At 69.6% G+C, this 12,638-nt stretch carries 13 protein-coding genes; 9 read left to right on the forward strand and 4 right to left on the reverse strand.

What is annotated here, in order from left to right; all coding sequences use genetic code 11:
- Window positions 1-46 precede the first annotated feature (46 nt).
- The 4 genes from alr (at window position 47) to ACH413_RS31050 (ending at window position 3,092) form a co-directional block, all read left to right on the forward strand.
- Window positions 47-1,132, forward strand: coding sequence for an alanine racemase (alr, locus tag ACH413_RS31035; RefSeq protein ID WP_360048305.1), 1,086 nt, complete (start codon window positions 47-49; stop codon window positions 1,130-1,132).
- Window positions 1,129-2,226, forward strand: a complete 1,098-nt coding sequence (locus ACH413_RS31040) for an alpha/beta hydrolase (RefSeq protein ID WP_360048304.1) — start codon at window positions 1,129-1,131, stop codon at window positions 2,224-2,226. The genes alr and ACH413_RS31040 overlap by 4 nt, the downstream gene beginning before the upstream one ends.
- Window positions 2,223-2,684 carry a tRNA (adenosine(37)-N6)-threonylcarbamoyltransferase complex ATPase subunit type 1 TsaE gene (gene tsaE / locus ACH413_RS31045; protein WP_360048302.1) on the forward strand — a complete coding sequence of 154 codons (462 nt, stop codon included), beginning with the start codon at window positions 2,223-2,225 and terminating at the stop codon, window positions 2,682-2,684. The genes ACH413_RS31040 and tsaE overlap by 4 nt, the downstream gene beginning before the upstream one ends.
- A 63-nt stretch (window positions 2,685-2,747) precedes the next feature.
- A complete protein-coding gene (locus ACH413_RS31050; RefSeq protein ID WP_360048301.1) occupies window positions 2,748-3,092 on the forward strand; it encodes a hypothetical protein in 345 nt (114 codons plus the stop codon).
- Window positions 3,093-3,152: 60 nt separating this feature from the next.
- On the opposite strand, the gene ACH413_RS31055 is transcribed toward ACH413_RS31050, so the two are convergent.
- The gene (locus ACH413_RS31055; protein ID WP_360048300.1) at window positions 3,153-4,502 is read right to left on the reverse strand and encodes an acyl-CoA synthetase; all 1,350 of its coding nucleotides are present in this window, start codon (window positions 4,500-4,502) and stop codon (window positions 3,153-3,155) included.
- Window positions 4,503-4,705: 203 nt separating this feature from the next.
- Between ACH413_RS31055 and tsaB the strand changes: the two genes are divergently transcribed.
- The 3 genes from tsaB to tsaD are packed head-to-tail and all read left to right on the forward strand — an operon-like array spanning window position 4,706 to window position 6,889.
- Complete coding sequence (tsaB, locus tag ACH413_RS31060) at window positions 4,706-5,386, forward strand: tRNA (adenosine(37)-N6)-threonylcarbamoyltransferase complex dimerization subunit type 1 TsaB (RefSeq protein ID WP_360048298.1); 681 nt, start codon at window positions 4,706-4,708, stop codon at window positions 5,384-5,386.
- Entirely contained in the window at window positions 5,383-5,841 is a 459-nt protein-coding gene (gene rimI / locus ACH413_RS31065) for a ribosomal protein S18-alanine N-acetyltransferase (RefSeq protein ID WP_360048296.1), read from the forward strand. Before tsaB ends, rimI begins: the two co-directional genes overlap by 4 nt.
- Window positions 5,834-6,889 (forward strand): tRNA (adenosine(37)-N6)-threonylcarbamoyltransferase complex transferase subunit TsaD, encoded by a 1,056-nt coding sequence (gene tsaD / locus ACH413_RS31070; RefSeq protein ID WP_360048295.1) that lies wholly within the window; start codon window positions 5,834-5,836, stop codon window positions 6,887-6,889. Before rimI ends, tsaD begins: the two co-directional genes overlap by 8 nt.
- On the opposite strand, the gene ACH413_RS31075 is transcribed toward tsaD, so the two are convergent.
- Together ACH413_RS31075 and ACH413_RS31080 are read right to left on the reverse strand one after the other, a co-directional pair.
- On the reverse strand, window positions 6,886-8,409 hold the full coding sequence (locus tag ACH413_RS31075; protein ID WP_360048293.1) for an alkaline phosphatase D family protein: 1,524 nt from the start codon (window positions 8,407-8,409) through the stop codon (window positions 6,886-6,888). The two genes, tsaD and ACH413_RS31075, sit on opposite strands and share 4 nt — an antisense overlap.
- A 122-nt stretch (window positions 8,410-8,531) precedes the next feature.
- Window positions 8,532-10,037, reverse strand: coding sequence for an alkaline phosphatase D family protein (locus ACH413_RS31080; RefSeq protein ID WP_360048291.1), 1,506 nt, complete (start codon window positions 10,035-10,037; stop codon window positions 8,532-8,534).
- A 175-nt stretch (window positions 10,038-10,212) separates the two neighbouring features.
- Between ACH413_RS31080 and groES the strand changes: the two genes are divergently transcribed.
- Both groES and groL read left to right on the forward strand, forming a co-directional pair.
- A complete protein-coding gene (gene groES / locus ACH413_RS31085; RefSeq protein ID WP_030478362.1) occupies window positions 10,213-10,506 on the forward strand; it encodes a co-chaperone GroES in 294 nt (97 codons plus the stop codon).
- Window positions 10,507-10,592: 86 nt separating this feature from the next.
- Complete coding sequence (gene groL, locus ACH413_RS31090; RefSeq protein ID WP_360048290.1) at window positions 10,593-12,221, forward strand: chaperonin GroEL; 1,629 nt, start codon at window positions 10,593-10,595, stop codon at window positions 12,219-12,221.
- A gap of 75 nt (window positions 12,222-12,296) precedes the next feature.
- Here groL and ACH413_RS31095 read toward each other — a convergent pair whose 3' ends face one another.
- The gene (locus ACH413_RS31095) at window positions 12,297-12,593 is read right to left on the reverse strand and encodes a WhiB family transcriptional regulator (RefSeq protein ID WP_086663892.1); all 297 of its coding nucleotides are present in this window, start codon (window positions 12,591-12,593) and stop codon (window positions 12,297-12,299) included.
- Between the last annotated feature and the right edge of the window lie 45 nt (window positions 12,594-12,638).

Consider the following 12,638-nt stretch of genomic DNA (forward strand, 5'->3'; position numbering starts at 1 on the left):
TCGCTCACACTTGTGAGCTGCGAAGTCATGGCACGATGAACAGGTTATGGCCCGTTCAGAAGTGGTAGTCGACCTCGGTGCGCTGCGGCACAACGTCGCGTTGCTCGCCGGCCTCGCCCCCGGTGCGGAGACGATGGCCGTCGTCAAGGCGGACGGCTACGGCCACGGCGCGGTGGAGGTCGCCCGCGCGGCCCTGGAAGCCGGCGCGACCTGGCTCGGTTCCTGTTCGACGCAGGAAGCCCTCGCCCTGCGCTCGGCGGGCATCCAGGCCCGGATCCTGGCCTGGCTCGACGCGCCGGACGAGGATCTCGCCGCCGGTCTCGCGGCCGACGTCGACATGTCCGTGTCCTCGCTCTCGGACCTGCGCCGGGTCGAGGCCGCCGCCGAGGAGGCCGACGCCCGGCCGCGGATCCACCTCAAGATCGACACCGGGCTGAGCCGCAACGGCTGCCAGCCGCACGACTGGCCGGAGCTGGTCGAGGCCGCGCGCAGGCACGAGGTGGTGGCCGTCTGGTCGCACCTCGCGTCCGCGGACGAGATCGGCGACCCGTCGATCGACCTGCAGGCCAAGAGGTTCGACGACGCCTACGAGGTCGCCAGGAGCTTCGGCCTGACCCCGAAACGGCACATCGCGAACTCGGCGGCGTTGCTGACCAGGCCCGATCTGCACTTCGACATCGTGCGGCCCGGCATCGCGATGTACGGGCTGAACCCGGTGCCGACCGAGCACGACCTGAGGCCGGTCATGAGCTACCGGTCGCACGTGGCGCTCACGAAACGTATCCCCGCAGGTGAGTCGGTCTCCTACGGGATGACATGGACAGCGCGGACCGACACGACGCTGGCACTGGTGCCGGCGGGGTATGCGGACGGTGTCCCGAGGGCGCTCTCCGGCCGGATGGAGGTGCTCCTGGACGGGAGACGCCGCCCGGTGGTCGGCCGTGTCTGCATGGACCAGATCGTCGTGGACTGCGGGAACGACGAGATCGCGGAGGGTGCCGAGGTCGTCCTGTTCGGCGACGGGCGCCGGGGGGAGCCGACGGCGACGGAGTGGGCGGAGCTGACCGGGACGATCGACTACGAGATCGTCTGCGGGATGTACCGCCCTCGGGTGCGGAGGATCTACACGTGAAGCCGGTGTGGAAGGTCGTCGGGTGGGTCGGTGGCGCGGTCGGTGCCGTCGTCGCCGGCGCGGCCGTGGCGCAGACCGCGAAGGTCTCGCACGAGCGCAAGAACGCGACCGACAGCCTCTCCGACGAGCCGCTCGGTGAGCTGAGGCCCGATCGCGAGTCGACGGTGGCCGCCGACGACGGCGTGCCGATCTCCGTCGAGGAGGTCGACCCGGCGGACGGCGGCGAGCCGGACATCACGGTCGTGCTGGTGCACGGGTTCGCGCTGGACCGCCGCTGCTTCCACTTCCAGCGCCGGGATCTGGCCGAACTGCTCGACCCGCGCGTCCACCAGGTCCTCTACGACCAGCGCGGCCACGGCCGTTCCGGGAAGTCCTCCCCCGAGAACAGCACGATCGACCAGCTCGCGCTCGACCTCGACTCGGTGATCCGCTCGGTCGTGCCGGACGGCCCGCTGGTGCTCGTCGGCCACTCCATGGGCGGCATGACGATCATGGCGCTGGCCGAGAAGGAGCCCGGGCTCTTCGAGGAACGGGTGCGCGGCGTCGCGTTGATCGGCACGGCCGCCGGGGCCGTGGGCGGTGCGGGGCTGCCGAAGTCCGTGCTGTCGCGGTACAACCCGGTGACGCTGGGCGTCGGCCGGCTCGCGGGCCTGCAGCCCGGACTCGTCGAGTGGGTCCGCAAGGGCACGAAAACCCTGACGTGGAGCGGCATCCGCGCGCTGGCGTTCGGTGACCGCAAGGTCGCGCCGTCCCTGGTGGACCTGATGGAGAAGATGATCAACGGGACCACGGTGAAGGTGCTCACCGACTTCCTGGAGACCCTCGGCACGCACGACCGCTACAAGGCGCTCGCCGGGTTGCGGCACTGCGAGGTGCTGATCCTGAGCGGTGACGCGGACAAGCTCACGCCGTTCTCGCACGCCGAGCGGATGGCGGAGGAGATGCCGCACGCCACTCTCGTGCGGGCCCCCGGTGCCGGGCACATGGTGATGATGGAGCAGGCTGATCTCGTCAACGACCACCTGGTCGCGCTCGTCGAACGCTGCGCGACCGATCGCGGAGAGAGTCGGAAGAAGTGGTGGCGCCGAGCGTGAAGACCGTCGAACTGCCCCTGGTGGAGGACACCGAGGAGTTCGGCCGCAAGCTGGGTGAAGTGCTGCGGGCGGGCGACCTGCTGCTGCTCGCCGGGCCGTTGGGAGCGGGCAAGACGGCGCTGGTGCGCGGGCTCGCGCGCGGCCTCGGCGTGCAGGGCCGGGTGTCCTCGCCGACGTTCGTCGTCGCCCGTGTCCACGAGCCCGCCGAGGACGGGCGTGGCGTGCGGCTGGTGCACGTCGACGCGTACCGGCTCGGGGGTCACCTGGACGAGTTGGACGACCTCGACCTGGACACGGACCTGGTCGACGCCGTGGTCGCCGTCGAGTGGGGCGAGGGCGTCGCGGAACGCCTGAACGAAGATCATCTGCTGATCCGGCTCGAGCGCGGAATCGACGACGTTCGCACAGCTCAGCTGATCCCGCACGGCGAGTGGAGCTCACGTCCCCTGCCTGTGTGACGTTTTCTGACGCATGGGGTGACGTCCATTAAGGACAGAGCGTGACGGGCCGATGAGATCCGCATGATCAAGAAGACGCTCTTCGCAACCGCAGTCATCGGTGGCGCGCTCCTCGCGGCCGCTGCTCCCGCATCCGCCGGCGAGCACGACCGCCACGGTGGCATCAGCGTTGCCGACAACCTCTGCGCCGCGCCGTGGCAGTGGAACGGCCCGATCTCGCTGCTGCACGAGGGCCACGCCCCCGGCTACGCCGCGTGCAACGACAACCACGCCGCCGGTGGCTCCGACATCAGCGTGCTGAACAACGCCTGTGTCGCGCCGTGGCAGTGGAACGGCCCGCTCGAGGTCTTCACGGTCGACCACTCGCCGTCCTACGTCGCCTGCAACGGCAACACGTCCGGTCGCTAGTCCGGAGCGTCACGGGGGATGGCCGGACGAGCCCGTCGGCCATCCCCTGAGACCGTCCTTTCAGGACAACTCCCGCTTGAGGACCTTGCCCATCTCGTTGCGCGGCAAGGCCTGCAGATAGCGCACCACTCGCGGCCTCTTGTGCGGCGACAACAACTTCGCGACATGATCGCTGAGGGCTGATGGTTCCGGCGCTTCGCCCGCTGGAACCACCCACGCCACGATCCGCTCGCCCAGGTCGTCGTCCGGCTCGCCCGTCACCGCCACCTCGGCCACCGACGGATGCTCCAGCAGGACGTTCTCGATCTCGCCCGCGCCGATCTTGTAGCCACCGCTCTTGATGAGGTCCGTGGCCCGCCGCCCGACGATGCGGACGTACCCGTCGGGATCGCGCACCGCCATGTCGCCGGTCCTGAACCACCCGTCCCGGAACGCTTCCTCGGTCGCGTCCGGACGGTTGAGGTACTCCAGGAACAGGTTCGGCCCGCGCACCTCGATCTCGCCGATCGCGTCGCCGCTCACCTCGTGGCCCTGCTCGTCCACCACCCGCACGTCGACGCCGTCCACCGGCAGCCCGACCGCGCCCGGCCGCCGATCACCGTCGAACCGCACGCTGACGTTCATCAGCGTCTCGCTCATCCCGTACCGCTCGACGATGCCCTGCCCGGTGGCCTTCGCGATCCGCTCGTGGTCGCTCGCGGGCAGCGCGGCGGAGCCCGAAACCAGCAGCCGGGCCGTGCGGAACCGGTCGGCGAGCTCCTGGTCGTTCTCCACGGCCTCCGCGATCCGGTGGTACATCGTCGGGACGCCGAACATCATCGTGGCGCCGGTCGCGAACTCCTGGCCGATGGCCTCCGGCGAGAACTTCACGTGCCGCACCGCTCCGCCGAGCCGCAGCGGGCCGAGGATGCCGATGCCCAGGCCGTGCACGTGGAACAGCGGCAGCCCGTGCACCAGCACGTCGTCCGCGGTCCACTGCCAGGCCTTGGCGAGCGCGTCGATGTTCGAGGTCAGCGACCGGCGGGGCAGCACCACGCCCTTGGGCGGTCCGGTCGTGCCCGAGGTGTAGATGACCAGCGCGGGAGTCTCCGGACCCGGCTCGTCGAACGTGCCGGGCTCGCCGAACGCGATCGGTTCGTCGCGCAGCACCAGGTCGGGCTCGCTGTCGCCGAGGATGTGGTCCAGTTCGCGTTCGCCGAGCTTGGGGTTGAGCGGCACGATCGCCACGCCCGCCAGGAGTCCCGCCACGACGGCGACACACGTTTCCAGCGTCGAGGTCGCCCAGACGGCGACGCGAGTGTGGCCTCGCAGCCGTGCGGCCAGAGTGCCCGCGGCCTGGTGCAGCTCGGCGTAGGTCAGGGACTTCTCACCGAAGCGCAACGCCTCGCGGTCACTCGGTTCAGCGAACATGGATCCAGGGTTGTACGAGTGCCTTGAGGACGCATCGGAAGTGTGGTCTGCCACACGTGTTTGATTGCCCCTGCTCCGCAGATGGCGACGAGGCCGTCGGGAAGTCGGTCATCCGGCCACCGCTTGTCGCCGAATCGCCTCCGGCGGTTGACAACAAGAGGTGACCGGATGACCGACACGACCTCGTACTACTCTGGACAATCGTGCTAGTGCTCGCCGTCGACACGGCCACCCCCGCAGTCACCGCCGGTGTGGTCGAACTCGCGCCAGACTCCCCGCCGCGCCTGCTCGCGAAGCGGGTGACGCTCAACGCCAAGGCGCACGGCGAGCTGCTCACCCCGCACATCAGCGCCGCGCTCGCGGAGGCCGGCAAGACGTTCGCCGATCTCGACGCGATCGTCGTCGGCGCCGGTCCGGGGCCGTTCACCGGTCTGCGGGTCGGCCTCGCCACCGCCGCCGCGCTCGGCCAGGCGCTCAACCGCCCGGTCTACCCGGTCGCGACCCCCGACGCCATCGCCAAGGACGCCGCCAGCGGCCACCCGCTGCTCGTCGCGACGGACGCTCGGCGCAAGGAGGTCTACTGGGCCGCCTACGACGCCGCCGGTCGCCGCACGGACGGCCCGCACGTCGAGCGCCCGCAGGACCTCGCCGAGAAGCTGCCCGCCCTGGGCGTGCGCCAGGCGACCGGTGAGGGTGCCGAGATCTACGCCGAGATCCTCGGCTTGGAGCTGCTCCAAGCCAAGCACCCGAGTCCGGAGGGCCTGGTCGCCGCCGCGGCCGCCGAGGTGCTCGCGAAGGCCCGCCCGGCCGCGCTCACCCCGCTCTACCTGCGCCGTCCCGACGCCGTCGAGCCGACCGGGCGCAAGCGGGTGACCAGGGCATGACCACCGGCACCGTCACGCTCGCGCCCTTGCAGCACGCCGACGTGCCCAGGTGCCACGAGATCGAGCTGGCGTTGTTCCCCGGCGACGACCCGTGGAGCGAGAACGCGTTCCACAGCGAGCTCGACAACGGCAACTACTACATGGGCGCGTACGCCGACGCCGAGCTGATCGGGTACGCCGGGCTCGCCGTCAGCCAGTACGAGGCCAGCGTGCACACGATCGCCGTCATCGGGCACTGGCAGGGCAGGGGCGTCGGCAAGACGCTGCTGAGGGATCTGCTGGCCCGCGTCGACGAGATCAACGTGCCGGTCTACCTGGAAGTCCGCACGGACAACGAGCCGGCGATCGCGATGTACAAGACGCACGGCTTCGAACAACTCGGCCTGCGCCGCCGCTACTACCAGCCGTCGGGTGCCGACGCGTACACGATGGGAAGGCCCGCACAAAGTGTCTGATCGCTTGATTCTGGGCATCGAGAGCTCCTGCGACGAGACGGGCTTCGGCATCGTCCGCCTCGGGCCGGACGGCTCGCTCGAACTGCTCGCCGACGAGGTCGCCTCCAGCGTCGAGGAGCACGCCCGCTTCGGCGGCGTCGTGCCGGAGGTCGCCTCGCGCGCCCACCTCGAAGCCCTGGTCCCGACCATGCGCCGGGCGCTCGACACCGCGAAGGTCGAGCTCTCCCAGATCCACTCCATCGCCGTCACCGCCGGGCCGGGTCTCGCCGGCGCGCTGCTGGTCGGCGTGTCCGCCGCGAAGGCGTACGCGGCCGCGCTCGGCAAGCCGCTCTACGGCGTGAACCACCTCGCGGGCCACGTCGCCGCGGACACGTTGCAGCACGGCCCGTTGCCGGAGCGCTGTCTCGCGCTGCTGGTCTCCGGCGGCCACTCGCAGCTGCTGCTGATCGAGGGCGGCCTGGCGAACTCGATCACCGAGATCGGCTCCACGGTGGACGACGCGGCCGGCGAGGCGTACGACAAGGTCGCGCGGCTGCTCGACCTGCCGTACCCCGGCGGCCCGCCCATCGACAAGCTCGCCAAGCAGGGCAACGGCTGCGCGATCGCGTTCCCGCGCGGCCTCACCGGCCCGCGCGACGCGAAGTACGACTTCTCGTTCTCCGGTCTGAAGACCTCGGTCGCCCGCTGGGTCGAACGCGCCGAGCGGGCCGGCGAGGAGATCCCGCTGGCCGACGTCGCCGCGTCGTTCCAGGAGGCCGTCGCGGACGTGCTGACCGCCAAGGCGATCCGCGCCGCGAAGGACCTGGACGTCGGCACGCTGGTGATCTCCGGCGGCGTCGCGGCGAACTCGCGGCTGAGCGGGCTCGCCGCCGAACGTTGCGCCGAGGCGGGCATCGAACTGCGCGTGCCGAGGCCACGGCTGTGCACCGACAACGGCGCGATGATCGCGGCGCTCGGCGCCCACCTCGTCGCGGCGGGCGCCAAGCCGTCCCCGATGGACATCTCGACCACGCCGGGCCTTCCGGTCAGCACGGTCCAGATCTTCTAGACGTTCTGAAGCCCGGGGTTCCGGTCCTCGATCACGAAGGACGCCTTCGTGGTCACCGGAGCTCCGGGCTTCGACACGTAGTCGAGTCCGCGGAAGTCCGCCCGCACCTCACGCGCGGTGAAGCGGGTCCGCACGTACCCGCGCCGGTTGTTGTAGTACTTCACATGCGGGTTCTCGGCCAGCATCGCCGGAGTCTCCGCACGGGTCTCCGAGCCGTCACCGCCGGACGTGATCGACGTCGACACCAGCTCTGTCGCGACCGTGCGCGAGGTCGGGTCGTTCCAGCGTTCCTTGACGTCGGCCGCCCACGCCGCGTGCACGTCACCGGTGAGCACGACGGTGTTGCGCGTGCGGGAGAACCCGGCCGCCACACGGTCACGGTTCGCGGCATAGCCGTCCCACGCGTCCATGTTGTTGGTCTCGCCGGCACCAGGCGTGAAGTCGAGCTGCGAGAAGAACACCTGCTGTCCCAACACGTCCCAACGCGCGTGCGAGCGCTTCAGTCCGTCCAACAGCCACTTCTCTTGCGCGGCACCGGTGATCGTGCGCGTCGGCTCCAACCGCTCCGGACACGCCTTCACGCCGTCACCGCACGCCTGGTCGTCGCGGTACTGCCGGGTGTCGAGCAGGTGGAAGTTCGCCAGCCCACCCCACTGCAGCCGCCGGTAGAGCTGCAGGTCGATCCCGGAAGGCTTGTTCCTGATCGGCATGTTCTCGTAGTAGGCCTGGAACGCCGCCGCCCGCCGCGCCAGGAAGTTCGGTTGCGGGATCTGGGGCTTCTCGTAGACCTCGTCCGCCCAGTTGTTGTCGACCTCGTGGTCGTCCCACACGACCGCCCACGGCGCCACGGCGTGCGCTTCTTGCAGGTCGAGGTCGGTCTTGTACTGCGCGTGCCGCTGCCGGTAGTTGGCCAGCGTCTCGGTCTCCGGTCCCTCGTGGTCGCGCGGGTTGCCACCCGGCGCCACGTACGCGCCCTTCGTGTACTCGTACTGGTAGTCGCCGAGGTGCAGCACCAGATCGGGCTGGTCCTCGGCCAGCCGCCGGTACGCGGTGAAGTAGCCGTGCTCGAACTGCGAGCAGGAGGCGAACGCCATCGTGAGCCCGCTGCCCAACGCCCACGGTGCCGGCGCCGTGCGCGTACGGCCGGTCCTCGACACGTGCCCTTCGGCGGAGAAGCGGTAGAAGTACTCGCGGCCAGGCAGGAGCCCACGCACGTCCACGTGCACGCTGTGGCCTTCCTCAGGCCGTGCGTAGGCCTTGCCGCGACGAACGACGAGCCGGAACCGCTCGTCCAGTGCGATCTCCCACTTCACCTCGACGACGCGGGACGGCATGCCGCCCGCTCCGTCCTCCGCGAGAGGGGTGGGTGCCAGGCGGGTCCACAGGACCACGCCGTCGAAGGTCGGGTCGCCGGAAGCGACGCCGAGAGTGAACGGGTCGACGAGCTTTGCCGACCCCGCGCCGACGGTGGTGAGCGCAAGTCCTCCGACGAGGAGCGTGCGTCGCGTCACTCGAGTCATGGTCCGACCCTCACGCACCAGGGTGGCGGTGAGGTGAACGCTTCCCCTAGAGCCTGTGAAGCCCTGGACAGTGATATTCCCAAGACGCTGAGGGAGGCCTGGGCTTCACCAGGTCAGCTGCGCTAGACCTGGTGAAGCCCAGGCCTCCGGTCCTCCACCGCGAAGGATCCCTTGGTGCGGACAGGCGAACCCGGCCGCGTCACGTAGTCCAGCCCGCGGAAGTCCGTGCGCAGCTCATCGGGCGTGAAGCGGCTCACGGTGTAGCCGCGCCGGTTGTTGAAGTACTTCACGTGCGGGTTCTCGCGCAGCCACAGCGGTGTCTCGGCGTACTCCTCCGACCCGTCGCCACCGGCCGTGATCGACGTGGTCACGAGCTCGGTCGCCAAGGTCTTCGACGACGGGTCGTCCCACCGCTCCTTGACCTCCGCACCCCACGCCGCGTGCACGTCCCCGGTCAGCACGACCGGGTTCCGCACGTCCGCGAGCGCCGCCACGACCCGGTCCCGGTCGGCGACGTAGCCGTCCCACGCGTCGAGCAGGAACTTGTCGACCTCGCCGGGGATGTAGTCGTACTGCGAGAAGAACACCTGCTGCCCGAGCACGTCCCAGCGCGCCCGCGAGCCGCGGAAGCCGTTGAACAGCCACTCCTCCTGCGCGGCGCCGAGCATCGTGCGTTCCGGCTCCAGCCGTTCCGGGCAGAGCTGCAACCCGTCGCCGCAGGCCTGGTCGGTCCGGTACTGGCGGGTGTCGAGCATGTGGAACGTCGCGAGCGAGCCCCAGCCGATCCGCCGGTACAGCCTTGGTGACCTGCGCAAAGGCATGTTCTCGTAGTACGCCTGGATGGCCGCGGCCCGCCGCGCGGGGAAGTCCGGCTGCGACTGGTCCGGCAGCAGCCCCGCCCAGTTGTTGTCGATCTCGTGGTCGTCCCAGATCACCGACCACGGCGCCACGGCGTGCGCTTCCTGCAGGTCGGGGTCGGTCTTGTACTGGGCCTGCCGCCGCCGGTAGCCGGCGAGCGTCGTGGTGGTCGGGCCCTCGACGTGCCGGACGTTGCCGCTCGGAGCGACGTGGATGCCGCTCTCGTACTCGTAGGTGTAGTCGCCGAGGTGCAGCACCAGGTCGGGCTCGTCCTCCGCGAGTCTTCGGTAGGCCGTGAAGTAGCCGTGCTCGTACTGCGCGCACGACGCGAAGGCCATCGTCAGCGGTACCTGCAACGAACCAGGAGGAGGTGTCGTGCGCGTACGGCCCGTCCGCGAGAGGTGGTTGAGGGCCTTGAAGCGGTAGAAGTACTCGCGGCCGGGCTCCAGCCCGACGAGTTCCACGTGGACGCTGTGCGCCTCCTCAGGTCGAGCCGTGGTGGAGCCGCGCTGAACAATTCGGGTGAATCGTTCGTCCCGCGCGACCTGCCACTGGACCTCGATCGGATGGGCCGGCATGCCTCCCAGGCCGTCGTCGGCGAGCGGATCGACGGCCAGCCGGGTCCACAGAACCACTCCGTCGGGTGCCGGGTCGCCCGAGGCCACACCGAGTGTGAAAGGGTCGCTCGGCCGGGCCGAGGCGGCGACCGAGAACGCTGTGACTCCCGCCACCCCGGCGAGCAGCAGCGTTCGGCGCGTCAACGTGGACATGCCCTGAATACGGTTCCCGGATGGTGATCGGTTCGGGGGTCTCGTTGAAGGCTTGGCACTCTCGTGGGTAGAGTGCCAATTGCACGGCACCAGTACCGCCCCGACCCCCGCGACGGCGGGGTGGCAGGAGCCGTTAAACAAACGAACCTGCCAACGACCCGTGGAGGTCATCCCGGTGAGCGTGAACATCAAGCCGCTTGAGGACAAGATCGTTGTCCAGGCCTCCGAGGCCGAGACGACGACCGCCTCCGGCCTCGTGATCCCGGACACCGCGAAGGAGAAGCCCCAGGAGGGCAAGGTCCTCGCGGTGGGCCCCGGCCGCATCGACGACAAGGGCAACCGCGTCCCGCTGGACGTCGCTGTCGGCGACGTCGTCATCTACTCGAAGTACGGCGGCACCGAGGTCAAGTACAACGGCGAGGAGTACTTGATCCTCTCCGCTCGCGACGTGCTGGCCGTCGTCAACTAGTCGACGCTCGGCTGTCATGCCTGACGCCCCGGCGCCCCATCCGGGGTGTCCGGGGCGTTTCGCTACCCAGAGAGGCTTTGAGTTCAATGCCCAAGCAGATCAGCTTCGACGAGGACGCTCGTCGGGCCCTCGAGCGCGGCGTCAACAAGCTCGCCGACACGGTCAAGGTCACCCTTGGCCCGCGTGGGCGGCATGTCGTGCTCGACAAGAAGTTCGGTGGCCCCACGGTCACCAACGACGGTGTGACCATCGCTCGTGAGATCGAGCTGGACGACCCGTTCGAGAACCTCGGCGCGCAGCTCGCCAAGTCGGTCGCCACCAAGACCAACGACGTCGCGGGTGACGGCACCACCACCGCCACCGTGCTGGCGCAGGCGCTGGTCAAGGAAGGCCTGCGCAACATCGCCGCGGGTGCGAACCCGACCGCGCTCGGCCGTGGCATCCAGGCCGCCGCCGACGCCGTCGTGGACGCGCTCAAGGCCAAGGCCACCCCGGTCAAGGGCCGCGAGAACATCGCGCAGGTCGGCACCGTCTCCTCGCGTGACGAGTCCATCGGCGCCCTGCTCGGCGAGGCCATCGAGCGCGTCGGCGAGGACGGTGTCATCACCGTCGAGGAGTCGTCCACGCTCGCGACCGAGCTGGTCATCACCGAGGGCGTGCAGTTCGACAAGGGCTACGTGTCGACGCACTTCTCGACCGACCTCGAGGCGCAGGAGGCCGTCTACGAAGACGTCCGCATCCTGCTGCACCGCGAGAAGATCTCGGCGCTGGCCGACGTCCTCCCGATCCTCGAGAAGGTCGCGGAGTCCGGCAAGCCGCTCCTGATCATCGCCGAGGACGTCGAGGGCGAGGCCCTGTCCACGCTGGTGGTCAACGCCGTCCGCAAGACCCTGAAGGTCGTCGCCGTGAAGGCGCCGTTCTTCGGTGACCGCCGCAAGGCGTTCCTGGACGACCTCGCGGTCGTCACCGGTGGCGAGGTGGTCTCCTCGGAGATCGGCCTCAAGCTGTCCGAGACCACGCTGGAGCAGCTGGGCACCGCCCGCCGCGTCGTCGTGACCAAGGACGACACCACGATCGTCGACGGTGGCGGCACCAAGGCCGACATCGCCGGTCGCGCGGAGCAGCTGCGTCGCGAGATCGAGAACACGGACTCCGACTGGGACCGCGAGAAGCTCCAGGAGCGCCTCGCGAAGCTCTCCGGCGGCATCGCCGTGATCAAGGTCGGCGCCGCCACCGAGACCGAGCTCAAGGAGCGCAAGCACCGCATCGAGGACGCGGTCGCCGCTACCAAGGCCGCGGTCGAGGAGGGCATCGTCCCCGGCGGTGGCTCCGCTCTCGTGCACGGCGCCAAGGTGCTCGACGGTGGCCTCGGCCTGTCGGGTGACGAGGCCACGGGTGTCGCGCTCGTCGCGAAGGCCCTTTCCGCGCCGCTGTTCTGGATCGCCGCGAACGCCGGCCTCGAAGGCGCCGTCGTGGTGAACAAGGTCCGCGAGGGCGAGTGGGGCTTCGGCATCAACGCAGCCTCGCTGGAGTTCGGTGACCTGCTCGAGCAGGGCATCATCGACCCGGTCAAGGTCACGCGTTCCGCCGTGGCGAACGCCGCCTCCATCGCGCGCATGGTGCTCACGACCGAGAGCGCCATCGTCGAGAAGAAGGCGGACGAGCCCGCTTCCGCCGCGGCCGGCCACGGCCACGGCCACGGGCACGGCCACTGAGACGTACCGAGTTCTTCGAACTCAAATAAAACCGGGGCGGCACCATTTCGTTTGGTGCCGCCCCGGTTTTACTGTCTACACAATTGCCAATTGTCGCTTTCGTGCCTTGATGATGTGGTCGCGCTCCGATTCCGAGAGCCCGCCCCAGATTCCATACGGTTCCTGCACCGCGAGCGCGTGCCTGCGACACATCTCCAACACCGGGCAGGCGAGGCAGACGGCCTTGGCGCGAGCTTCCCGCCGAGATCTCGCCGGGCCCCGTTCACCGTCGGGGTGGAAGAAGAACGCGCTGTCCATGCCCCGGCACGAACCGCGCATCTGCCAGTCCCACAGGTCTGCGTTGGGACCGGGGAGCCTTCGGGTGTCCGCCATCGAGACCGCCTCCGTGACGACTGCTCCATTCGGCTTAACGATGAT

Source organism: Lentzea sp. NPDC020367 (genome assembly GCF_044387305.1).
GTDB lineage: Bacteria > Actinomycetota > Actinomycetes > Mycobacteriales > Pseudonocardiaceae > Lentzea.

What these genes read in the sequence shown, in the direction of transcription:
- alr (WP_360048305.1), top strand. Translation starts at nt 47, where the DNA reads ATGGCCCGTTCAGAAGTGGTAGTCGACCTCGGTGCGCTGCGGCACAAC.
- ACH413_RS31050 (WP_360048301.1), top strand. Translation starts at nt 2,748, where the DNA reads ATGATCAAGAAGACGCTCTTCGCAACCGCAGTCATCGGTGGCGCGCTC.
- ACH413_RS31055 (WP_360048300.1), bottom strand. Translation starts at nt 4,502, where the DNA reads ATGTTCGCTGAACCGAGTGACCGCGAGGCGTTGCGCTTCGGTGAGAAG.
- rimI (WP_360048296.1), top strand. Translation starts at nt 5,383, where the DNA reads ATGACCACCGGCACCGTCACGCTCGCGCCCTTGCAGCACGCCGACGTG.
- ACH413_RS31075 (WP_360048293.1), bottom strand. Translation starts at nt 8,409, where the DNA reads ATGACTCGAGTGACGCGACGCACGCTCCTCGTCGGAGGACTTGCGCTC.
- ACH413_RS31080 (WP_360048291.1), bottom strand. Translation starts at nt 10,037, where the DNA reads ATGTCCACGTTGACGCGCCGAACGCTGCTGCTCGCCGGGGTGGCGGGA.
- groL (WP_360048290.1), top strand. Translation starts at nt 10,593, where the DNA reads ATGCCCAAGCAGATCAGCTTCGACGAGGACGCTCGTCGGGCCCTCGAG.
- ACH413_RS31095 (WP_086663892.1), bottom strand. Translation starts at nt 12,593, where the DNA reads ATGGCGGACACCCGAAGGCTCCCCGGTCCCAACGCAGACCTGTGGGAC.